Here is a 22286-nt window from a genome sequence, read left to right on the forward strand (position 1 = left end):
GAAGCAAAATGTGCTATCTTAAGAGTAGATAAATTCCAGTAGATAGGATGAGATGATATGTCAGTACTGTTTAAATATAATAAGCCAATGATGCTCACTGTAGTCAGTGGTTTGCTGATCATAACAGGTGGAGTGCTGAGGGTGTTGGATTATTCCCCTCTTGATGCAGTCGTATTTCTCGCCTCGTTTCTGATTGGGGGCTATTATCAGGGAAGAGAAGGCATTACAGATCTTTTTAAAAAGAGAACTTTAAATGTCGATATTTTAATGATTCTAGCTGCCATCGGGGCCTCTGTCATTGGATACTGGCTGGAGGGAGCACTGCTCATTTTTATTTTTTCTCTCAGTGGATCGCTCGAAGTGTATACAATGAATAAAAGTAAGGACGCCATATCCAGCTTAATGCAGATGACTCCAGATATGGCTCTTCGCCTGAATGAGGATGGCACCACGGAAGAAATTCGTACAGATCAATTGTCCATAAGTGATACCGTGCTCGTTCCTAAAGGGTCAGCCGTTCCGATCGATGGGACACTGCTTAGTCACTATGCTCTGATTGATGAATCAGCTATCTCCGGAGAATCAGTTCCAGTAAGTAAATCCAGAGGAAATGAAGTGATCGGAGGCACACTCAACGCAGCAAATGCCTTCAAGATGGAAGTGACGACTGAATACTCTGATACATTGTTTGCCAAAATCATACGACTGGTAGATGAGGCGCAGGGAACGCCTTCTCAGACAGCCACCTTTATTGAATCGATCGAAACAACTTATGTCAAACTGGTTCTGATTTTTGTTCCAATGATGATTCTGTTCTTCCAGTTTGTAATGGGTTGGGGGCTAACTGAAAGTTTTTATAGAGGAATGGTCCTGTTAACTGTCGCCTCTCCCTGTGCTTTGATGGCTTCTGCTAGTCCCGCTACTTTATCAGCCATATCTAACGGAGCAAAAAAAGGAGTTCTGTACAAGGGCGGTTCTTATCTCGAAAATTTCAGTTCAGTAAATGCAATCGCGTTTGACAAAACAGGGACGCTGACTGAAGGGTCATTTAAAGTAACGGACGACTGGTTTTCATCAGGTCATGATGAGAAGCGTGTTATATCGATCATTATTGAAATGGAAAGGCAATCATCGCATCCTTTGGCAAAAGCTGTTATTAAGCATTATAGTGCTGAAAAACTGGGTGTTACGTCTCAAATAGATGTTGTTAATGAAGTAGAGGGAAATGGTTTGATAGGGATTCAAGGATCTGATGAATATAAAATCGGGAAGAAAGCATTTGTCGTGACCAATGAGGAGGATCCGGCTGCCGTTCGTGCCCTTGAAAGAGAAAAAGAGGGCAAGACGGTTCTTTATCTCTCTATGAATGGTGTGCTGATTGGATTCATTGCGCTACTGGACACACCGGCAGCGGGAGCGAAAGAGACGATAGCCTACTTTAAAGAGCAAGGGATTCATACCTTCATGATTACTGGAGATAATCAAGCGACAGGACAATCGATAGGCGCAATGATCGGCGTGGAGGACGTTAGAGCTAACTGTCTTCCAGATGAAAAAGCTGAGCTGATACTTGAGTTGAAAGAGCAATTCGGGACGATTGTCATGGTAGGTGATGGGATAAATGATGCACCGGCTTTAGCTAACGCTTCTATCGGCATTGCCATGGGAGCGGGGACAGACCTGGCAATGGAATCAGCAGATGTCGTTCTTGTTCAAAACGACCTAAGCCAGTTACCTTATAGCCACTTCTTGTCAAAACAGCTAAATAGGATTATATTACAGAATGTCATTTTTTCAATTTGTGTGATTATTTTTCTGGTATCAGTTAATGTTCTTCAGCTAATCAATCTTCCGTTAGGGGTAATTGGTCACGAGGGAAGCACTATTCTTGTCATACTGAATGGATTACGGTTACTAAAACCTGTCAAACCCTAAGCATAAGAAAGAACTTACTTTATAATAGTGAATTATCGAGCAAGTTTATATGGATGGCCAGAAATTCTAAAATTGAAAGATAGTGATGATTGACACATATAATAAACAGCCCTGTTAAGCTTTTTATAGGGGCTGTTTATTTAGTTGTGAATATAATTAGAAAGTTCTTCTCAAATTGTAATTGACATATTAGCAGAAAATGATATGATTAATGTGAATTAAATCACAACACAGGAGGAACAAAAATATGGTAAAGTGGAACAGATTATTAATGATTACAGCAAGCTTGGGGTTACTAGCTGCTTGTGGCAACGGAGACGATACTGCTGCTGAAGATGAAACAGAAGAAGTTGCAGAAGATACGACTGATGAAACTGGAGAGGATTCAGATGCAACAACTGGAGCAACTCAATCAGTCGTTACCGATGAAGACTCATTACTCGAAGGACTATCAAGTGATGGTGGCTGGATCGTTATTTTCCAAGACGACTTTTCTACAGATGAAGAGCTGGTATTAGCTGGTGGGATGGAAAATAACGACGGTGAATCAGAACGCAAACTGGCATTATATGAGCAGGATGCAGACCGTAACGTTACAGGGACATTTACGCTAAGCGCACCTAGCTTAACTATTGAACAGGATAACACACGCCTGCAGTATGGAACATTCGAAGGTGACGTATATGTAGAAGCAGAAAACTTCCGCTTATTAGGTGGAACGATCGATGGCGATCTGATTTTCGCAAGTGAAGAATTACAAGACTCTGCTGAAATCGATGAAGATGCAACGATTACTGGTGAAACAAAAGTTGAAGGCGAAGATGCTGATGCTGGTGAAACGGCAGATGCAACAACTGGAGCAACTCAATCAGTCGTTACCGATGAAGACTCATTACTCGAAGGACTATCAAGTGATGGTGGCTGGATCGTTATTTTTGAAGATAATGTTTCTTCAGATGAAGAATTAGTAATGGTAGATGGATTTGAAAATAATAACGGTGAAGTAGAACGTAAACTGGCATTGTATGAACAAGATGCAGACCGTAACGTTACAGGTACATTTACATTAAGCGCTCCAAGCATTACGATTCAAAATGAAAATACTCGTTTACAATACGGAACAGTTGAAGGCGATGTATATGTGGAAGCTAATGGATTCAAATTACTTGGTGGGACGATTGATGGCGATTTGATTTTTGCCAGTGACGAATTTGAAGAATCAGCAGAAATTGATGATGATGCAACAATCACGGGAGAAACGAAAGTAGACTAAACTGAAAACGATTAAGGAAAAGACTGGTAAACATTTGCCGGTCTTTTTTATTGATTATACAGTATTGTATAGGTACGACAATACTGTATGACTAATGAGTGATGAAACGCCTATTTTAAAGAGGCCGGAATTGAAGCTGGTCTCTGATAGTTTAATATACTTGGAAACGCAATTGTCACATATTCACAATATATACAGATTAATTTAAAGGGTTAAACTAGTTAATAATAGAAATTTAGAGTTAATATAATTATAAAATACGCGATTTAATCAGATTAAAAAATTAGTAGAGTTGTATAAGCTTTTTTTAACCGATCGGATTGTTGACTACTTCACAAATCTGATATATAGTATATTATAGTAATGTATTGGAGAAGAACTGTCCGGAATGTTTATTCTCTCCATCTTCTCCAATCATTCTATGTACACACTAAATTTTCCATCAGGAAAGGTAAGGGATAATTATGGAATTTTTGAAAAAGAAATTAGCAGCAGGTGCTGCAGTAATCGCTTTAGGAGGATTTTTAGCAGCGTGTGAATCAGATGATGACGCAGCTGAAGATATGGATATTGTTGAAGAAGGCGAAGAAACAGAAGGCGACGAAGATGTCGTTACTGCTGCTTCTATCACTGACGACGCTGATGAAGTTGTTGCTTCATTAAGTACAGAAGGAAACTGGTTAACAGCTATTACAGCTGACGTTGCAATCGACGATGACGTGACAGTTGCTGGAACGTTCTATGACTCAGATGACGAAGACAATGATGAGTACCGCAAACTGGCATTATATGATCAGGATGCAGACCGTAACGTGACTGACGAATGGACATTATCAGTTGCTACAATGACTGTTGAATCTCCAAACTTCCGTATTCAAGAAGGAACTTTAGATGGAGACGTATATGTTGACGCTGAAGGATTTGAATTACTGAACTCTACAGTAACGGGTAATGTTACTTTTGCTTCTCAAGATTTAATGGATGCTGCATTAATGGACGAAGGAACTGTTGAAGGCGAAGTAAGCGTAGACGAATAATCAAATGAGTTAAATTGTAACCGCCGCGGACACGGGAGACAACAGGTTATAACTAGAAACTAATATAAAAGGGGGCAGCTCTTGTACTTAATCGTACACAGAGCTGCTTTTTTATGTGCTCAACGCTTGTTGAACTCAAAGATACACTTGTTAATGAGTGTGTTATAGTGTGTCGAAAATACAAGATATAGTGTATACTGTTTATGAATGACAGTAGTTATCAAGGAGGTGTGCCCTTTGAACCGAAAAGAACGGATCCATCGGTTTATAAAAGAGGCAAGTGACCAATTCACTCAAAGAGAAGTGGATATGGGCATGGGAATTACTACAAAAGACGTAGCGGATGAACTGAATATTCTAAGAAGTAATGTATCTAAAGATTTGAATCAGCTGGTAAGAGAAGGCGAACTGAAGAAGATAGACGGACGACCGGTACGTTTTGTATCCACCGAGGCTGTCAGACATCAGCCATTGACCACTCATGTGCCTAGCTACAAAGAGAAGCAGCCTGTTCAAAAAGGAATCACACAGGAGGTGTTTGACTATTCATATAAAGAAACGAGAGATATTTTTCAGTCGATTATAGGATCTAACGGCAGCATGAAGAATGCAGTCGATCAGGCTAAAGCAGCTGTGTTATATCCACCAAAAGGGTTAAATACATTAATTACTGGTCCAACTGGTTCTGGAAAGTCCTTTTTTGCGCACGCAATGTTCCGTTTTGCTCAGTCACATGAGCTGATCGAAGCAGAAAAAGAACTGATGGTCTTCAACTGTGCTGACTATGCCAATAATCCCGAACTACTGATGAGCTATCTCTTCGGCTACGCTAAAGGGGCGTTTACAGGTGCAGCCAATGAAAAAGAGGGGATGATTCAGCATGCAGACAATGGGATGCTGTTTCTTGATGAAGTCCATCGTCTTCCGCCTGAAGGTCAGGAAATGATTTTTTATTTTATGGACACAGGAAAGTACAGTCGCCTGGGCGAAACTGGAAAAAGCAGAGAAGCAAATGTTCGAATCGTTTGTGCAACGACAGAAGACCCTAAATCGACCTTTTTGGATACGTTTATGCGGCGGATCCCTATTAATATTCACATGCCTTCTTTTAAAGAACGACCGGTAAGTGAACAGCTCGATCTGTTGAAACTGCTGACGGGTTTAGAAGCCAACCGTATTCAACGGAAAATTACATTAACTGCTGATGTCGTCAAAGGGATGCTGGCCAGTGTCGGGTATGGGAATGTGGGACAACTGAAGTCGACAATCCAGCTGGTTTGTGCTAGAGGGTTTATGAATCAGTTGACCAAAGATGAAATCAGTCTGACAATCAAGGATATACCTGAAAGTATCCAGTCGCACCTGGTTGGGTTATCATCTAACCGCAAGGAACAGATGGAGATATCCAACTATTTGGAGGCTAAGATTACAGTAAATCCAAATGAACCCTTTTACAAAATGGAAATGGATTCATATGAGCTGCCATATAATATATATGACATCATCGGAGACAAAGCGACACTCCTGGAAGCTGAAGGGTTAGACCGTGACTCAATCAATCAGTATATATCGACGGATATCAACGTACACTTAAAGTCGTTTTACCGTAACCATGGGTTCTCTCTGCAGACAGAATCCAAGTTGGCGGATGTGGTGAATAAAGAAGTTATTGAATTCGCTCACCAGATGGCATCAGTAGTAGAAACGGCTTTGGGAGCCGGTTTTAATCAGAATTTTATCTATGCTATCAGTCTTCACATCAGCTCGCTTTTAAATAAGATTAATAGCGGAAAAGAACGGAAAATGAATAGTCGTATTCGAGAAATGGCAATGAATTACAGCAGAGAATTTGAGGTTGCCTCGGAAATAAAAGAAAAAATAGGGGAATTTTTCCAAGTCAGTATCCCTGAGAATGAAGTGTATTATCTGACAGTCTTGCTAGTGTCGTTAAAAGAGGAACAGTCTGCAGGTCAAGTAGGGGTTGTGATTGCGACACATGGGAATTCCACTGCAAGCAGTATGGCAAGAGTTGCTGAAGAACTGCTTGATACTAGTGGGGTCAGTTCAGTTGATATGCCGCTGGATATGTCTCCAACTGTTGTGTATGATCGAATCAAACAGGCTGTAACAGATGTTAACCAGGGTAGTGGCGTTTTATTGCTTGTTGATATGGGGTCCTTAGCAACATTCGAATCAACTCTGGAAAAAGACACGGGGATTATCGTTAGATCCATCGATATGGTGTCTACTCCAATGGTATTAGAAGCGGTAAGGAAAGCATCATTAGTCGATGCCGATTTAGATCTTCTTCATGAATCGCTGTTAAGATTCAGCGGTTATTCAAGAGAAATGCCTAAAGAACCTGTTAGTGAGAAGAAAATATCCACTAAACCGCCGATTGTGCTGGCGGTATGTGCAAGTGGAGAAGGAACGGCCAAAAAGATTAAAGAAATAATTGAGAAGCCACTAAGACACCGAGATAAATTAATGGTGGAAGTTAAAACGTGTTCTGTCGCTGAAATGGATGCAAAGATTGCAGAATGGCAGAAACATTATTCGATCATTGCAACCACAGGCATTGTAGATCCTAAACTGGCTGCTCCATTTATACCGCTTGAACGGTTTATTGAAGGGGAACCTGAAAAGTTACTGGACGATATCATAAATAAGACAACCGTTTATACAGCTGACACTGTGACTAATGAAGAAAAAGCAAAAGAAATGATTTATGCATTTCTTGAAGATAACTATACTTTCCTGAATCCCAAAAAACTGTTTCAGCCGTTGTGGGATTTCGCCGAAAAGTGTGCTTTGCTTCAGAAAAGCAGCTCAGCCGAGTATGCATTCCATATTAATCTGGTCCTGCACATGGCTGGTGTCGTCGAGCGGATGGTTCACCATGACAGTCTGACTACTCCATCCTTTGAGGGAAATCAGGAACGGGACAGTCTTGATAAAGAAGTGGAAAAGCTGATCAGACAGCTGGAGAAAAAACTGAAAATCACCATACCTGATGAAGAATACAGTTATATCATATATTTCATCAACAAAGATGATGGAGAGTTTGAGGATTTCGACACACTACTATCTTAATAATGATCTGAGAACACACTATACGGAGTATTGTGTTAGTGTGTTCTCTTAGTGTGTTGAACCAAACGCTGATCTAACACGGTTTCATAAAAATAATGTTGGCACGGTTATTGCTTATGTAATGTAGAAGAGAAAAACAACACGCTGCACCATTTTTTTCTCACTAAATTATTGAAGGGAGCGTGACCGTATTTAGAGGAGGGACCAGAACAAATGGACATCAGGTTACTTCGAATCGATGATCGTCTAATTCACGGTCAGGTAGCCACAACATGGGCCAAGTCGACTGGGATCAGCCGGATTATAGTAGTGAGTGATCAGGTAGCATCTAATTCGCTGCAAAAGTTACTGCTTAAGCAGGCTGCCCCCCCAGAAATAAAAGCACATGTTATCTCCGTATCTAAACTAATTGAAATTGCCGGACATCCTTTAATGAAAGATGTTAAAGTGATGCTGCTGTTCACGAATCCTAGTGACGTCATGGAAAGTTATAAACGTGGCATCCCAATGAAGGTAGTCAATATCGGCGGCATGAAGTTCACTGAAGGAAAACAGATGGTAACGCATTTCGTATCTGTTGATCAGGAGGACATCAATGCTTTTCAATATCTAGATGCACAAGGAATAGAACTGGAAATCAGAAAGGTCCCTAGTGACCGTAAACAGCTCGTAATAGATGTTTTGAAAAAAGGGGACTTTTTGTAAGACTGATCATAATAAATAGCGGCACATCCGCTAGTAGTAGGAGGGAAATAAATGGTAGGAATTATATTAGCAAGCCATGGCGAGTTTGCTGAAGGAATTTTACAGTCAGGTTCAATGATCGTTGGAGAACAGGAAAATGTAAAAGCAGTCACATTACTTCCAAGTGAAGGTCCGGATGACATTCGCCGTAAAATGGAAAAAGCTATTGCATCATTTGATACAGATGAAATTTTATTCTTAGTTGATTTATGGGGAGGTACTCCATTTAATCAGGCAAACACTTTATTCGAAGACAAGAAAGACAAATGGGCAATCGTTGCGGGCCTTAACCTGCCAATGTTGATTGAATCATTTACAGCACGTTTCTCAATGGATAATGCACACGAGATTGCAGCATCACTGATTGACGTAGCAAAAGACAGTGTCAAAGTCAGACCTGAGAGTTTACAGCCGGCAGAAACTAAAGCAGCTGCAGCTTCAGAAGAACCAAGCAGCCCATTACCAGAAGGGACAGTTGTTGGAACTGGTCAAATCGACATTCGTCTGGCTCGTATCGATTCAAGACTGTTGCATGGCCAAGTTGCCACAGCATGGTCTAAAGATGTGAACCCGACACGTATTATTGTGGTATCTGATGAAGTGGCAAAAGATGATCTGCGTAAATCACTGATCACTCAAGCATCTCCACCAGGCATCAAAGCAAACGTAGTACCAATCGACAAAATGATCGAAGTATGGAATGATCCTCGTTTCGGTAAAACAAGTGCATTGCTGTTATTCGAAAATCCGACAGATGCTCTGCGTGTAATCGAAGGTGGAGTAGAAATCGAGGAAGTAAACGTTGGATCCATGGCTCACTCAGAAGGAAAAGTCATGATCAATAATGTATTGTCAGTAAATCAGAAAGACGTTGACGCATTCAAGAAAATGAAAGAACACGGCGTCAAATTCGATGTAAGAAAAGTACCCGCAGATCAGCGTAAAGATATGTGGAACTTATTGAAGAAAACAAAATACGTTAATTAAGACATTTATCAAGGAGGGAATTTTAATATGGACATCATTACAATTGTATTGGTCGTTTTTGTAGCATTTTTAGCCGGTATGGAAGGGATATTAGACCAATTCCAGTTCCATCAGCCGATTGTGGCATGTACATTGATTGGTTTGGCAGCAGGTAACCCAATGCAGGGACTATTACTTGGAGGGACACTTCAATTAATCGCATTAGGATGGATGAACATCGGAGCTGCAGTGGCACCAGATGCGGCACTTGCTTCTATTGCATCAGCTATTTTAGTTACTTACCACGGAGCAGGTATTTCTGAAGGTATCGCATTAGCTATTCCATTAGCAATCGCAGGTCAAGTATTGACAATTTTTGTCCGTACACTGACAGTAGCAATCGCACACGCAACAGATAGAAAAGCAACTGAAGGGTCATTTAGAGCAGTCGAGTTTTATCATATTGGAGCTTTAATGCTTCAGGGCTTACGTATCGCGATTCCAGCGATCATTATTTTATCTGTTCCACCTCAATTGGTAACAGATGCTTTGAATGCAATACCAGCTTGGTTGACAGGCGGACTGGCAGTAGCAGGTGGAATGATTGTTGCTGTAGGTTATGCGATGGTTATCAACATGATGGCAACACCAAAATTATGGTTATTCTTCGCTCTTGGATTTGCGTTATCAGCAATCGGCGAATTAAACTTGATCGCAATGGGTATCATTGGTGTCGTTTTAGCACTCTTATACCTACAATTTGCACCAGAATTTAATCAAGGCGGAGGCGGCGGAGGAAATTCCTCTGGTGGCGACCCACTTGACGATATTCTGAATGACTACTAAAAAGGAGCGTTGATTAAACATGGTTGAAGAAAACAAAAACAAATACAGATTAACTAAAAAAGATCGTTTAAATGTATTCTGGAGAAGTCAGTTCCTGCAAGCTTCATGGAACTTTGAACGTATGCAGAATATCGGCTGGGCGTATGCAATGATTCCAGCTTTGAAAAAATTATATACCTCTAAAGAAGACCGTGCATCAGCTTTGAAACGTCACTTGGAGTTCTTTAATACACACCCGTATCTTGCTGCACCAGTTCTTGGTGTGACATTAACTTTAGAAGAAGAAAAAGCTGCTGGAGAAGATATCGATAATGCCGCTATTCAAGGGGTTAAAATTGGTATGATGGGTCCTTTAGCTGGTGTGGGTGACCCGATTTTCTGGGGTACGATCAGACCGGTATTAGGCGCATTCGCAGCATCACTTGCATTAAGTGGTAGCTGGTTGGGTCCAATCATCTTCTTCCTGGCATGGAATATTATCCGTATGGCTTTCCTATGGTATTCACAGGAATTAGGCTATGTACAGGGTGGTAACATCACTCAAAACCTAGCTGGTGGATTGATGCAGAAATTAACTCAAGGCGCATCTGTTTTAGGGATGTTTATCATGGGGGTATTGGTTCCAAGGTGGACTAATATGAATTTCCCATTAGTACTGAGCCGAGTAGATGTAGCTGAAAACGAAATGGTGAACTTCGGTGCTATTTCAGAAGCAGCAAACGAAGGCGTGCTTTCAGGAGACATGCTGCGTGGCGTTGTAGAAGAGATTCAAGCTGGATTAAGTATTCAACCAGTTGAAGTAACGACTCTGCAAAACACGTTAGATGAATTGATTCCTGGTCTGGCACCATTACTACTGACTTTATTCTGCGTATGGTTATTACGTAAAAAAGTCAGCCCAATCACCATTATTGCTGGACTATTCGTATTAGGAACACTTGGATACGTTGTAGGCCTTTTAGGATAATAAATTAAACAATTAACCCCGCTATCGCCTGTTCAGTCAGGTTGACAGCGGGGTTTTTATTTAGTTTTTGATGCTGTAGAACGGTCTTCAGGCTACATATCTGGAAGAGATCGTCTCCAGATATTGTTGCAGAAAGCCAAAAAGTCCGCATACTGCCCAGTATATGGCAGCAACTAATATATACATTGTCATATAATCATGTTCTCTTCCCCCGACTATACGGGCATTCTGAAAGACTTCGTTTACGGTGATCATAGCTGCCAGCGAAGTCCCTTTGATTACGTCCAGCATCACATTGCTGAGTGGCGGGATGGCGATTCGTATAGCTTGAGGCAAGATGATCGAGCCCATCGTGACGTTGTAATTTAACCCCAGTGCTTTTGCTGCTTCCCACTGACCTTTATCCACAGAGTACAGCGATGAACGGAAAATTTCGGAAATATAGGCCGCAGAATTAAGACTGAAGCATATGACAGCGGAAGTCAGTGCGCCAAGTTGTATACCTGCGAATGGCAGTCCAAAATATATAAGAAACAAAAAAACCAGTGCAGGCGTCCCCCGCATAAAAGAAATATAGGTGCGGGCAAGCCACTGAAAGACTAGTGACGTAGACATCCGCATTAGTGCGAGCACTAATCCTAAGACAATGCCCAATGCGGTACTGACCAGTGCGATGCCTAAGGTGTAGGGCAACCCTCTCAGCAGAAAAGGAAGAGACTCCCAGGCCAGTTCAGGATTGAATATATAATGCCATTGAATCCCTCCCATTGATCAGTCCTCAATTTCATAAGTGGGAATGTCAAGATCCTGTTCCACCGTGACATCTTCACCGTAATAGAAGGTTTCGGAAAGATGACTTAACGTTCCGTCTTCATGCATGTCTTCGAGGGTGTCATTAATGTGTTCAGTAAGTGTGTCATTCCCCAGTTTCATAGAAAAATTAGTGTAACTTGGATTAAAGAACAGTCCATCATTAATTTTGACAGGAATGTCAGGAAGAGCGGTTAAAGCCATAGTCTGTCCATAATAATCATTGACGATGAGATCAGTTCGCTCATTCGCAACATCCCATAAATATTGATCGTTCGTCACATTATCATAAATCACCAGTTCCGCTCCAAACTGTTCTGCAATTTTCATGTATGTAGTCGTGGCTGCTCCAGCTGCTCGCTTACCGTCCAGATCTTCCATCGTTTCAATACCGGAATTGTCGTCTTCTCTAACGATCATAGACATGAAACTGTACTTATACGGGATCGAATAGTTGTATCTGTCAGCATTTTCGCCAGCATGACTGATACTTAAGGCGGCTATATCGATCTGCTCACTATTTAAAGAAGTCAGCATACCGTCTACATTCATTTCAGTAAAGTCGACTTCAAGTTCCAGACGGTCACCGATTTCTTTCAAAATTTCCACCTCAAAGCCAGTTAATTCATTGGTTTCAGCGTCGTGATAGGAATTCGGAAAATAGGTGCCTGAGGTTGCTGCTCTCAATACGCCGCTTTCCTGAATCTCTTCCCATTTCTCGTCAGGAGTTTCGGTTGCCCCTGTTGTATAAGTGCTGCAGGCTGTTAATAAAAGTGCTGCCCCCGCAAAAAGTGTTGTCCATTTCATTCGATTAGTATTCATAGTGTATCGTCTCCTCTCCTGAAAAAGTGTAACAGGCCCCTTATATACCGTCAAAACTTTTAGGCAATAATCGACACTGTTCTCTTTTTAGACAGTATCAGAAATAGAAAAACAGTGTGGCATCGCCCTTTTGATTATTAATTCAAAAACATTATTGTTCTTATAGGGTGACGGCAAACTCATAATCAAAAAGATATTGAGTGAAATGGTCTGCTTGAGAGCAGTGTTTTTAATCAAAAGTGAAATCGAGTTGTGTATTGACTTGGTTTCCTGTTTGGATTTTGCTATCTATTTTTTTTACGGTCACTGTCTGAACTGCTATACTCTGGTAAGACACGCTTAGGCAGTAGAAGACCGAAAGGAGATAACGATGACTCACCATATTAATCGAAAAGAAGACGGCATATATTACGCAGAACTGATCAAAATGAGAGAGGTATCGTCTGAAGAACTGATTCATCAATCGTTTAAAGTGATTGAAGAAAAGAATTCCCTGCTCAATGCAGTAACACACAGTCGTAAAGAGAAGGCATTGGAAGAAGCGGCACGAAATGACTGGGCAGGCAAACCGTTCGGTGGGATCCCGATTTTGCTCAAAGGACTGGGACAAAATCTGAAAGGAGAACCTGCCACCGCAGGTTCAAAGCTCCTTAAAGAAGTGACGGCCAGTCAGACTAGCCATTTTGTACGTCAATTGCAAGCTGCCGGTTTTATCCCAATCGGATCGACAAATGTACCGGAATTTGGCTTTACCAATATTACCCATTCTGAGTTGTATGGTCCGGCTCGTAACCCGTATGATCCTGACTACAGCGCTGGAGGATCAAGTGGAGGAGCGGCTGGAGCAGTAGCTTCAGGAATGGTCCCAATAGCTGGTGCAAGCGATGGAGGAGGATCGATTCGTATTCCAGCGTCATTCACCGGATTGATCGGATTGAAACCGACCAGAGGAAGAACGCCCGTTGGACCTGGAAGTGGTCGGAACTGGCAGGGAGCCGCCATCAGTTTTGCTCTGACTAAAACGATTCGGGACACAGCTGCCATGATGGATGCGATGCAGGTGATACAGCCCGCAGCCGCCTTTCAGACCCCTTTGTTTAAAGAGGGATACCTTAACTATATCAATCAGCCGCTCGAGAAGCCGTTCACTTTTTCATTTTCACTCGATTCGCCTGTGCATACGAAAGTCAGCGAAGATGCGCATTTGGCTGTTGAAAAAGTGGTCAATTGGCTGGAAGAATCAGGTTATGATGTATCAGAAGCTGCTCCAGAAACGGATGGTGTTAAACTGATACGGGCTTACTATACAATGAATGCGGGGGAAACGGCAGCCATGATGTCTACCATTGAAAAGAAAATGGGACGGCCTGTTGGCATTGACGACGTGGAACTGTTAACTTGGGTATTGTACCAGTCAGGAAAACGAACAAGTGCAGCCGACTACTCAAAAGCAATCAGTCAATGGGATGCTGCGGCTGAAAAAGTAGCACATTACCATAAGACGTTTGATATGTTTGTTCAACCTGCTACAGCGGAAACGGCTCCTGCTGTTGACCGCATCTACTGGAGCGATGACTTTAAAGAGAAAATGAAACAAGTGGAATCACTGGATCCAAAAGAGCAGGAGCAACTGATTCAGGATATGTGGGAAGAAAGTCTATCAATCACCCCGTTTACTCAACAGGCAAACATGACGGGTCAGCCTTCCATTAGTCTTCCTGTTCACTTGAGTAAGGAGGGCATGCCGATAGGTGTTCAACTGACAGCCTCAAAAGGAAAAGAGCATTGGCTGCTTAAAATCGCAGCACTGATGGAACAAGATGGACTCTTTATATGAAAAGGGCTTTTATTAAAAAAGTGACTCTTCGCCAGCTGTTTAGTGCTGACTGATAGAGCTAGCTGGTCAAACGGACGACTAGGACAAAATAGGAGTGCAATAGGTGATGTAAGATGTGAACGCCTTTAAATATGTCGGACTAAGATTGAGTGGGAGCGGCGAGAGCTACAAATAGCGCACGATATGTAGCACTCACTCGAGGAGAGCAGTCGAGAGCGACAAATCGCGACCATTTGTGTCGCACTCGGATAGAGTAGGGGATTTGAGAGCGACAATTAACGCCCGATATGTCGCACTCGCCGGAGAAAAGACAGTCGAGAGCGACAAAACCCGGCCAGATATGTCGTGCTCGGATAGAGAAGGAGAAGCGAGCGCTACAATTAACGCCCGATATGTCGTGCTCACCGGAGAAAAGACAGTCGAGATCGACAAAACCCGGCCAGATATGTCGTGCTCGGATAGAGAAGGAGAAGCGAGCGCTACAATTAACGCTAGATATGTAGCACTCCGACAGAGGGGAAGACGCGAGATTTACAAATAGAATGACATAAGTAGTACTCAGGCTAGAAAGTCTAGACGAGTCATACCAATACATTCAGTCAACAACTAGACGAGAACTTAAAACACTTCAAACACACACAAACGAGCCTTAAACTACGTCAAAAGTAGTTAAGGCTCGTTTTTAAATAGCTGAATAGACACCCTTGGTCAAACTAGCTTATCAATAATTCATAAAGGATTTTCACTCCAAGTCAGTCTACAGTCTTTCGCTGTGTAGATGAGGGAATGTTCAGTTTCTGTCGGTATTTTGTTACGCCTCTTCTAGAAAGGGTCAGGCCTTCTTCTTTCAACTCGTCAGCCAATAGTTGATCGGACAAAGGTTTTGCTTTGTTTTCCTGTTCAATCAAAGACACAAGGTGTCTTTCCACTTTGTCCTGAGAACTCCCGTCGGCAGAACGTCTGGATAGGAAGGATTTAAGTTCGTATGTGCCCGTATTTGTTTGAACATAGGAATCTCTTACGGCACGACTGATTGTCGATTCGTTTAATTGCAGTTCATTAGCCAAATCATTCAGCTGGAGAGAGACTAAACCGTTTTGATTGTCTACAAAGAAAGCATACTGATGTTTTGCAATGGCCGCACCCACACGAAGAATTGTTTCTTTCCGTTTTTCGAGCCCAGCTTGAAGATTCTCATATTCTTTTTTCTTTTCGGCGATATACTGATCGATCGTCTTATTTTTATGTTCTTTTAATTCGGTGTAATACGCCGTGTTAAACGACAGTAAAGGTGTCTTGTACTTTGTTTCTTTAACCGTCATCTCTCCGTCTTCAAAAGTGATGCTCAACTCAGGCAGAATGAACGGGGTGTAACTAGGCTGGAAAGCATCTGCAGGATGCGGAGAAAGAGTCTGTACAAAATCAAGGACAGCTCTCACTTCTTTTTCAGTAACAGTATAAATCTCAGCTAATTGCTTCCATTTCCGCTCGGTCAACCGTTCAAAATTTTCTTCTAAAATAATATAGGCAATCGGAGGTGAAAAGGTGATGCGCTCTGTTTGAAGCATTAAGCATTCCTGAAGGCCGCGGGCACCTATTCCTGGAGGATCAAGCTGTTGAAGAAGGGTCAGCGCGTCAAGTACTTGAACAGACGTAGCACCCGTTTCTTTTACAGCTTCGTCGATATCTTTCGTCACATAGCCTTTGTGGTCAAGCTGATTAATCCACCAGAAAATAAGTTCCCTTAAATAAGTCGGTCGGTAAAGCAGTTCAACTTGTTCTTTTAAATACTCGTATAAGGATTGTGTGCTGGTAGCCGTCTCTTCAATGACAGATGCACTATTCTTTATAGCGCGCTGAATTAATCTGTTTTCAGATTCCGGTAGATCCAGAAGGGGATTACCTACAATTAAGTTATTTAAAAAAGCAGACAATTCTAGCCTGTTCAGTTGTAGTAACTGTACATTCTGTACGAGATGCGGGATATAGCTTTGTTTCTGATTCTGGGATAGAGTCGGTTCCTGTTTAAAAGCCATCTCAGTCACATCCTTTCTAAAGATATTTTACCACAAACATCTTTTTATATTTAATTTGGAATTTCTTATGCTATACTTAAGAAAAATTAATCATCTTACAGGAGGAAACTAATGAATTTTCAGGATTATACGTATGAACGACCAGAGTATGAGTTGTATAAGAAAGATTTTCTGCACCTGGTAGATAACTTAAAGAAGGCTGATTCTGTGGAAACAGTCAAGCAGACAATTGATGAGGTATCACAGCTGACAGCGTCACTGGATACAATGGGAACACTCGCTTCTATCCGTAACTCCATCGACACAAAAGATGAATTTTACGATGAAGAAGATAAATACTGGAATGAATACTCTCCTTTATATCAGGAGTTGGGCACCACCTATTATAAGGCTATTATGGATTCACCATATGTTGACGAATTGAAAGAGTTTTATCCGCGTACATTCTTCCAGAACATGCAGTTTGAACTGGATTCGTTTGATTCAAGTATTATTGATCTGCTTCAGAAAGAAAATCAGTTGAGCAGTGACTATCAGAAATTGATTGCGTCTGCAGAAATCGACTATGACGATAAAAAACTGACCTTATCCCAGTTCGGACCGTATCTCGAGTCAACTGAACGGGATACCCGAAAATCTGCATCAGATGCACAGTGGAGCTTTTTTGAAGAAAACGAAGCAAAACTGGATGAGTTATACGATGAATTAGTAAAAGTCAGAGACACGATTGCTAAAAAGTTAGGATATAAAGACTTTGTGGAACTAGGTTATGTCCGCATGAAACGGTTTGATTATGACCGGGATATGGTGGAAGTCTACAGAAAACAAGTGCTTGATTATGTAGTCCCAGTCACACAAAAACTGGCTAAACGTCAGGCAGACCGTATTGGTATTGAGGATATGAAACATTATGATACATCCCTTCAGTTCCTGAACGGCAATCCGACACCTCAAGGCGATCCAGATTACATCATCGAAAATGGCCGGAAGATGTACCATGAATTAAGCGGAGAGACTGCAGAGTTTATTGACTTCATGTTTGACAAGAATTTAGTTGACCTGCTATCAAAAGAAGGAAAAGCGGGTGGAGGGTATTGTACATACATTCCTGACTACAAGTCGCCATTCATTTTCGCGAACTTTAACGGAACATCTGGTGATATCGATGTGCTGACCCATGAAGCGGGACATGCTTTCCAGGTTTATCAGTCTAGATGGATCAAACAGCCGGAAATCGTCTTCCCGACCTTTGAAACCTGTGAAATACACTCGATGAGCATGGAGTTCTTCACTTACCCTTGGATGGAACTCTTTTTCAAAGAACAGACAGAAAAATACAAATTTAATCATTTAAGTGGAGCGATAAGATTCCTCCCATACGGTGTTCTAGTGGATCACTTCCAGCATGAAGTGTACGAAAACCCTGAATGGACTGCAGATAAGCGCAAAGCAGTTTGGAGAGATCTTGAGAAACAGTATCTGCCGGAGAGAGACTTTTCGGAAAATCCATTCCTTGAAAAAGGAACATTCTGGTTCAGACAAGGGCACATATTCGGTATGCCGTTCTATTATATCGATTACACGCTGGCTCAAGTGTGTGCGCTTCAGTTCTGGAAACGGGCTATTGTGGATAAAGATGATCAGGCGTGGAACGATTACCTGGCTATCTGTAAAGCAGGCGGAACGCAAAGCTTCCTAGAAACAGTCTCAACTGCTAAACTGCGCTCACCATTTGAAGAAGGCTCTTTAGAAGGAGTTATTAAAACAATTGATGAAGCACTGGAAGCAGTGGACGATAAAGCGTTATAAAGTTAACTGAAAAAACCCTTTGAGTAACGTAGCAGCAGCCGGCTGAAGTCGGGGTGCAGTAACGTTGTTCAAAGGGTTTTTTGACTAGTTGATCAGGTGGAAGCGTCCAGATTATCGTTAATTTGAGTTAGGCGATTGACTTTGTCCAGATCGTGTTCAATACGCTCATCGAGATCGTCCAGTTCAGATTCTATTTGATTGATCAGGTGATGGGCAGTCTCCAAAGAATTATCCAGCTGATCGGTATCAGAGTTGAATAATCCGTGTAGCATCCACGGGGACGGCAAATCAAAAGGATGATCAGAGGGCAGCGCTGCAACTTCTTCTTCAGTCAGATCCATCCAGACTAGCGAAGACGTACCGTCAGTCTTAGCTTTCTGGAATTCAGTGGCAATAGTTTCGAACAAGCCAGTCTGCTCAGTTAAATCAGACCAGGGATAGACGACGTGCAGGTACTTATTTCCTTTTTCTTCCTCCCACATGAACAAGACTCGTGACTGATCCGGGTTTCTAAAGCAAGCCATCTGATTCAGTTTGTCCTCGGTAAAGAGTGATTCGCGTGCAGGGAATGGATAATAGGCTTCATAAGGAAAGACCTTTTTGTCGAATGACGGGTTGAGATACGTTTGATCGATCCACTTTTTCTTTTCTTCTGTGCTCGTTACTTTTTCCCATAACGCGTCACCTTTTAACAAGGGATCGAGTGAGTCTGTCTGAGCAGCGTACAAAGTGATCACATGAGGAATTCCGATTTTTTCCAACACTTTCTGTGCCGGCTTATTACGCTGTTCAGTATTAGCACCAATCCATTTCACTGCAGGAGTCTGTTTAGCTTCATTTAATATATAGTCTGTAATTTTAGTACCGTATCCATTTTTTCGATAGCGCCTGTCACTTCTCAAGCGTCCCAGCATGGCAAATTCACCTGCAAAGAGAGTGTATCCAGCTACTGCAACAAGCGTTTCATCTTCGAACAAACCGAATAAGGAATTATTGTCAGTCGATAATCGGTCAAATACTTTCAGCATGTAATCCTCTTTTAAACCGGTTTCCATGCTTTTATATAGGTCGTAATCCTCAATTGTTAAGGGTCTGAAAAACAAACTCACTCGTGTTCCTCCTCAAGTTTTTTAATAGCGCCAATTCGAAAACCTTCATATTGATAGCCCTGCTTTAAATACATCTCTCTTGGAGTATCTTCAGCATCCGCAGCCAAGATCACTGTTTTTCCGGAAAGGAGAGCAGTCGACATGACTGCAGACTGAAGAGTGCGGGCAACTCCGGAATACCGAAAATCAGGAAGAGTGAATATATCGTCCAATTCAACAGTATCGGACTGTTCGATCGTGATGCATGAGCCGGCAGCTTCATTATTTAAAAAAGCAATTCTAAGCGTAACGATCGGATCAGCAAAAATAGTGTCGTAAAACAGTTGTTTATGCTCAGCGAATGATCTGGAGGTTACAAGATCTTCTACATAATTGATTTGCTTGAATAAGGGAAGAGAGGTGCTGTCGACTACCTCTACAATGACAGCTGGATTTGCTTTTTCTCTAAAGTCAGCAGGATGAATGGAATATAACTCCAATTTTTCAAGTCCATACTTTTCGTCACTCAAGTAGTCCAGTGTATCCGGAAGTATACCCTGGTCTTGTGGCCAGACAAATTTTACGTGGTCAAGAAAATAATCTTCTGAAAACTTCAGCTGCATTTGCTCAATCAGTTTGAATTCATCAACTGGAGGAGTGTATAACAGTTCAAAAAAGTTGGAATCGTAACGGAATAGTGCCTCCGGATTGTAGTACTGTATAAAAAAATCATTCTGATCCAGTTGTTCACTGAAGGGATAGAGCTGTTGGAAATTCACTATTAATCGTCCTTTCTCATCTCTATTAGAATAGCAAATTAGCGGCTGATTGGAAAGAAAGAGTAACTTATGATAAATAATAGAAAGAAAAAGAATAAAGTTACATTAGTAGATTAAAACAGTCAGATTTTATCTGAAAGAATGACAAACCTTTATTAGCCTATTCACTAAATTTAGAATTTACTAGTCAGTGTAACGCTTACACGTTTCTGAACGGGTAATAGCGTATGAATATTTGTCACTTATTGTTCACTGGTCTAATCGTAAATAACAACAGTTATATATTGATAATTGCAATTAAATCCTTTAGTGACAACCTTTCTAGGCGTTACGATTAGTCAATATTCCGCCATACAATACAATTGTGTAACAAAGAGTGTGTTTTTTTGTCATAGGATTTAAAAATTAGGTCACCCATTCCCGTGGTATGATTCTCTTAGTGCTTCGAACGGACGGTGAAATCTAAACGTCCAAGATGATTTTTATTAGAGGAACACACGTAGCAATTTATAAAGAATCGAAGCAGTCTTAATGAATATTAATAGAAATGGGTGTAATTGGATTGAATAAAAAAAGGTTATTAACGATTTTGGCTACTGCTGTTATGGCAGCACCAACATTCAGCACATTAAATGTAGAAGCATCATCTCAGAAAATGAGAGAATTAGAAGAGCAGCAGCAGGAACTGAATGAAAAATCTAATCAGTTAGACGGCGAAATTTCAAACAGAGAACAGAACATGCAGTCTCTGGATGAAGAGAAAAAACAATTAGAAGCTGAAGTTGCTGAATTACAGGGAAACATAGATGTACTGGTGACAGAGATCGATGAACAGACTAAAGAAATCGAGCGCATCGAAAAAGAAATCGAACGTTTAAATGAAGAAATCGAACAATTGATCGAACAGATTGCTCGTCGTAATGAACAGCTTGAATCCCAAGCACGTTCGGTACAGACTCATGCTAACCCAGCTGATATCGTAGACATGATGATGTCTGCTGAAAGTCTATCGGACCTTATTGGTCGTATTGGAGTAGTGAGTCAGTTGGTTTCTGCTAACCAGAACATTATGCAGGCTCAGCTGGATGATCAACTTCAATTAGAAGAGAATGAAGCTCAAGTTGTCACTGAACAGGAAGAAATGCAGGATGTTAAAGCTCAGATGGAAGTCAGCCGAAACAATCTTGTGACTCAGCGAGTGGCTTTGGATGATAAAATTATTGAAGTAGCTGAACGGTTCAACATGAACGAACAAGAAAAAAATTCATTCATTAATGAACAGACGGTTGTTGCAGAGCGTGCAAGCAATCTAAGTAAAGAGATGCAGGCAGAGCAGCAGCGTATTATTGAAGCAGAACGTAAAAGACAACAAGAAATAAGAATTGCTGAAGAGAAAAGAAGAGCAGAAGCTGAGGCAAAAGCAGTTGCAGAAGCTAAAGCTGAAGAAAAAGCAAGAGCTGCCGAAGCTGAAGCAGCAGCACAAGCTAAGTCGCAGGCAAATGCAAGAGCAGAAGCGGAACGTAAAGCCCAACAGGCTCAAACGTCATCAAGCAATAATTCAAGCTCCAGCAATTCAGGAAGCAACGCAGGCAGTAATTCGAACAATTCAACTAACGGATCAGCACAGACAAGCACTGGCTGGATACGACCGGCAAGCGGCCGTAATACTTCTCCGTTTGGTTACCGAACACACCCTGTGAACGGTGGAAGATCTTTCCACAGCGGACTGGATATTGCCGGCAGCGGACCGATCAGATCATCTAGAGCCGGAACCGTTACAACAGCTGCTTATAATGGGAGCTTGGGATACTATGTTGTCGTTAATCATGGTGACGGATACTCTTCTATGTATGCTCACATGACACCTAACTTAAGCGTAGCACCTGGACAGCAAGTGTCTCAAGGGCAGCAGCTTGGTATTATGGGAACAACAGGAACATCAACTGGGGTTCACTTGCACTTTGAAATTCACCGCAATGGATCACCTGTCAACCCTCAAAATTACATCAATTAATGGAATACTGTTGAGAGAAAGAGTAAACTCTTTCTCTCTCTTTTTGTGCGCCCGGCATGGGCGATAACTTGGTGGTGAAAGTCCACTACAGACTTGGCAGTAGGAACTGTTAGCGAAAGACAAGGGTGTCCGCCGTGAGGCGGAATCTGAAGGAAGTCGGACGCAAATGCTTGCACTGACGAACAGAAACTTCATACCAAGGCTTAATAGAACGGATGAGCTTGCAAGAC

The 22286-nt window shown here is 41.7% G+C and carries 16 protein-coding genes; 11 read left to right on the forward strand and 5 right to left on the reverse strand.

Features of this window, described 5'->3' with window-relative positions:
* The first annotated feature begins 57 nt into the window (after positions 1-57).
* The 8 genes from CLV38_RS05105 to CLV38_RS05140 all read left to right on the forward strand — a co-directional run bounded on the left by CLV38_RS05105 (position 58) and on the right by CLV38_RS05140 (position 10861).
* Complete coding sequence (locus tag CLV38_RS05105; protein WP_106192394.1) at positions 58-1935, forward strand: heavy metal translocating P-type ATPase; 1878 nt, start codon at positions 58-60, stop codon at positions 1933-1935.
* 247 nt (positions 1936-2182) lie between these two features.
* Complete coding sequence (locus tag CLV38_RS05110) at positions 2183-3208, forward strand: hypothetical protein (protein ID WP_211295420.1); 1026 nt, start codon at positions 2183-2185, stop codon at positions 3206-3208.
* 464 nt (positions 3209-3672) lie between these two features.
* Entirely contained in the window at positions 3673-4245 is a 573-nt protein-coding gene (locus tag CLV38_RS05115; RefSeq protein WP_106192397.1) for a hypothetical protein, read from the forward strand.
* Between the two features lie 207 nt (positions 4246-4452).
* Positions 4453-7338, forward strand: a complete 2886-nt coding sequence (locus CLV38_RS05120) for a sigma-54-dependent transcriptional regulator (protein WP_106192399.1) — start codon at positions 4453-4455, stop codon at positions 7336-7338.
* A 213-nt stretch (positions 7339-7551) separates the two neighbouring features.
* Positions 7552-8043, forward strand: a complete 492-nt coding sequence (locus CLV38_RS05125) for a mannose/fructose/sorbose PTS transporter subunit IIB (protein WP_106192402.1) — start codon at positions 7552-7554, stop codon at positions 8041-8043.
* Between the two features lie 51 nt (positions 8044-8094).
* On the forward strand, positions 8095-9069 hold the full coding sequence (locus tag CLV38_RS05130; protein WP_106192404.1) for a mannose/fructose/sorbose PTS transporter subunit IIA: 975 nt from the start codon (positions 8095-8097) through the stop codon (positions 9067-9069).
* 27 nt (positions 9070-9096) lie between these two features.
* A complete protein-coding gene (locus CLV38_RS05135) occupies positions 9097-9894 on the forward strand; it encodes a PTS mannose/fructose/sorbose transporter subunit IIC (protein ID WP_106192407.1) in 798 nt (265 codons plus the stop codon).
* Positions 9895-9913: 19 nt separating this feature from the next.
* A complete protein-coding gene (locus CLV38_RS05140; RefSeq protein WP_106192409.1) occupies positions 9914-10861 on the forward strand; it encodes a PTS system mannose/fructose/sorbose family transporter subunit IID in 948 nt (315 codons plus the stop codon).
* 87 nt (positions 10862-10948) lie between these two features.
* Here CLV38_RS05140 and CLV38_RS05145 read toward each other — a convergent pair whose 3' ends face one another.
* Together CLV38_RS05145 and CLV38_RS05150 are read right to left on the reverse strand one after the other, a co-directional pair.
* Positions 10949-11629, reverse strand: coding sequence for an amino acid ABC transporter permease (locus CLV38_RS05145; RefSeq protein ID WP_106192412.1), 681 nt, complete (start codon positions 11627-11629; stop codon positions 10949-10951).
* Between the two features lie 3 nt (positions 11630-11632).
* On the reverse strand, positions 11633-12493 hold the full coding sequence (locus CLV38_RS05150) for a transporter substrate-binding domain-containing protein (RefSeq protein ID WP_106192414.1): 861 nt from the start codon (positions 12491-12493) through the stop codon (positions 11633-11635).
* Between the two features lie 370 nt (positions 12494-12863).
* On the opposite strand from CLV38_RS05150, the gene CLV38_RS05155 reads away from it, so the two are divergent.
* Entirely contained in the window at positions 12864-14330 is a 1467-nt protein-coding gene (locus CLV38_RS05155; protein ID WP_106192416.1) for an amidase, read from the forward strand.
* 752 nt (positions 14331-15082) lie between these two features.
* Here the strand turns inward: CLV38_RS05155 and rpoN are convergent.
* On the reverse strand, positions 15083-16366 hold the full coding sequence (gene rpoN, locus CLV38_RS05165) for an RNA polymerase factor sigma-54 (RefSeq protein WP_106192424.1): 1284 nt from the start codon (positions 16364-16366) through the stop codon (positions 15083-15085).
* A 111-nt stretch (positions 16367-16477) separates the two neighbouring features.
* Between rpoN and CLV38_RS05170 the strand changes: the two genes are divergently transcribed.
* Complete coding sequence (locus CLV38_RS05170; RefSeq protein ID WP_106192426.1) at positions 16478-18175, forward strand: M3 family oligoendopeptidase; 1698 nt, start codon at positions 16478-16480, stop codon at positions 18173-18175.
* A 92-nt stretch (positions 18176-18267) separates the two neighbouring features.
* Here the strand turns inward: CLV38_RS05170 and CLV38_RS05175 are convergent, their stop codons facing one another.
* A complete protein-coding gene (locus CLV38_RS05175) occupies positions 18268-19284 on the reverse strand; it encodes a GNAT family N-acetyltransferase (protein WP_106192429.1) in 1017 nt (338 codons plus the stop codon).
* Positions 19281-20042 carry a GNAT family N-acetyltransferase gene (locus CLV38_RS05180; protein WP_106192431.1) on the reverse strand — a complete coding sequence of 254 codons (762 nt, stop codon included), beginning with the start codon at positions 20040-20042 and terminating at the stop codon, positions 19281-19283. Before CLV38_RS05180 ends, CLV38_RS05175 begins: the two co-directional genes overlap by 4 nt.
* Before the next feature lie 562 nt (positions 20043-20604).
* Here CLV38_RS05180 and CLV38_RS05185 point away from each other — a divergent pair.
* Entirely contained in the window at positions 20605-22056 is a 1452-nt protein-coding gene (locus tag CLV38_RS05185; RefSeq protein WP_170068818.1) for a M23 family metallopeptidase, read from the forward strand.
* Positions 22057-22286 lie beyond the last annotated feature (230 nt).

The sequence above is a fragment of the Alkalibacterium olivapovliticus genome, assembly GCF_003003275.1.
GTDB lineage: Bacteria > Bacillota > Bacilli > Lactobacillales > Carnobacteriaceae_A > Alkalibacterium > Alkalibacterium olivapovliticum.

Excerpts from the sequence above, each read along its gene's own strand:
- CLV38_RS05110 (WP_211295420.1), top strand. The coding sequence starts at position 2,183 with ATGGTAAAGTGGAACAGATTATTAATGATTACAGCAAGCTTGGGGTTA.
- rpoN (WP_106192424.1), bottom strand. The coding sequence starts at position 16,366 with ATGGCTTTTAAACAGGAACCGACTCTATCCCAGAATCAGAAACAAAGC.
- CLV38_RS05140 (WP_106192409.1), top strand. The coding sequence starts at position 9,914 with ATGGTTGAAGAAAACAAAAACAAATACAGATTAACTAAAAAAGATCGT.
- CLV38_RS05155 (WP_106192416.1), top strand. The coding sequence starts at position 12,864 with ATGACTCACCATATTAATCGAAAAGAAGACGGCATATATTACGCAGAA.
- CLV38_RS05120 (WP_106192399.1), top strand. The coding sequence starts at position 4,453 with ATGACAGTAGTTATCAAGGAGGTGTGCCCTTTGAACCGAAAAGAACGG.
- CLV38_RS05145 (WP_106192412.1), bottom strand. The coding sequence starts at position 11,629 with ATGGGAGGGATTCAATGGCATTATATATTCAATCCTGAACTGGCCTGG.
- CLV38_RS05105 (WP_106192394.1), top strand. The coding sequence starts at position 58 with ATGTCAGTACTGTTTAAATATAATAAGCCAATGATGCTCACTGTAGTC.
- CLV38_RS05115 (WP_106192397.1), top strand. The coding sequence starts at position 3,673 with ATGGAATTTTTGAAAAAGAAATTAGCAGCAGGTGCTGCAGTAATCGCT.
- CLV38_RS05135 (WP_106192407.1), top strand. The coding sequence starts at position 9,097 with ATGGACATCATTACAATTGTATTGGTCGTTTTTGTAGCATTTTTAGCC.
- CLV38_RS05170 (WP_106192426.1), top strand. The coding sequence starts at position 16,478 with ATGAATTTTCAGGATTATACGTATGAACGACCAGAGTATGAGTTGTAT.
- CLV38_RS05150 (WP_106192414.1), bottom strand. The coding sequence starts at position 12,493 with ATGAATACTAATCGAATGAAATGGACAACACTTTTTGCGGGGGCAGCA.
- CLV38_RS05130 (WP_106192404.1), top strand. The coding sequence starts at position 8,095 with ATGGTAGGAATTATATTAGCAAGCCATGGCGAGTTTGCTGAAGGAATT.
- CLV38_RS05125 (WP_106192402.1), top strand. The coding sequence starts at position 7,552 with ATGGACATCAGGTTACTTCGAATCGATGATCGTCTAATTCACGGTCAG.